This window comes from Niveispirillum sp. SYP-B3756 (assembly GCF_009495745.1).
GTDB lineage: Bacteria > Pseudomonadota > Alphaproteobacteria > Azospirillales > Azospirillaceae > Niveispirillum.
Genome location: NZ_WIDQ01000050.1, coordinates 1 through 1,179 on the forward strand (window position 1 = coordinate 1; position 1,179 = coordinate 1,179).

Consider the following 1,179-nt stretch of genomic DNA (forward strand, 5'->3'; position numbering starts at 1 on the left):
CATTCATCGACGGGTTCTATAATCCCATACGGCGACACTCGGCCTTGGGCTACAAAAGCCCTATCCTGTTCGAGGCCGCCGCCTGACGGCGAGAAAATGGCTCTCCACTTTGCCAGGGCAAGTCCAGTGGCGGGAAAAAAGTGGTAAGGCCCACCGCGCAGCGCCGGACGGTTGCCCATCTGCGGGCGACGTTCGGGGTCAGCGAGCGGCGGGCCTGCGCTGTTCTGAAGGTGCATCGCCGGACGATACGTTACCGGTCGCGTCGCCCTGATGACGGTGTCTTGCGGCAAAGGCTGCGGGACCTGGCGTCGGAGCGGCGGCGGTTTGGCTACCGGCGTCTGGGATGTCTGCTGGCCCGGGAGGGGATGGCGGTGAACCATAAGAAGCCGCTGCGGATTTACCGGGAGGAAGGGCTGGCGGTGCGCCGGCGACGGGGCCGTAAACGGGCACTGGGCACACGGGCGCCGATGAATGTGCCCCAGGGCCCCAACCAGCGCTGGAGCCTGGATTTCGTGTCGGATGCGTTCAGCGACGGAAGGCGGTTCCACATCCTGGCCGTGGTGGATGATTTCTCGCGCGAATGCCTGGCCCTGGTGGCCGACACCTCGCTGTCCGGCAAGCGGGTGGCGCGGGAGTTGGATACCCTCATCGCCACACGCGGCAAACCGCTGATGATTGTCAGCGACAATGGCAGCGAGTTCATTTCCAGGGCGATCCTGACCTGGACGCAAGCCAATGGGGTCGAATGGCATTACATCCAGCCCGGCAAACCCACCCAGAATGCATTCGTGGAAAGTTTCAACGGACGCTTGCGCGACGAATGCCTGAATGAAACCCTGTTCCACGGCCTGCGTCACGCCCGACAGGTGCTGGCCGACTGGCGGGATGACTACAACAATATTCGACCTCATTCCACCCTGGGCGGGATGTCCCCCGCCCAGTTCGCAACGTTCAGGGCCGGAGGCATACCCGCGGCCCTGAGCGTTCTTCAACACACAAACCAAACCAGAGGGCTCTATTTATAGCCGGAGACACTTTGGGGAGCAGGTCATTTGGCGCAGACAGCAAAAAGCCGCTGATCCCTTTTGAGGATCAACGGCTTAAGCATTGGATGCGGGGACAGGATTTGAACCTGTGACCTTCAGGTTATGAGCCTGACGAGCTACCGGGCTGCTCCAC

The 1,179-nt window shown here is 61.9% G+C and carries 1 pseudogene; it reads left to right on the forward strand.

Annotated features, from left to right (window positions below):
- Nucleotides 1-131: 131 nt before the first annotated feature.
- Nucleotides 132-1,025 (forward strand): annotated as a pseudogene (locus tag GE253_RS25665) (IS3 family transposase); the annotation flags it as partial.
- Between the last annotated feature and the right edge of the window lie 154 nt (nt 1,026-1,179).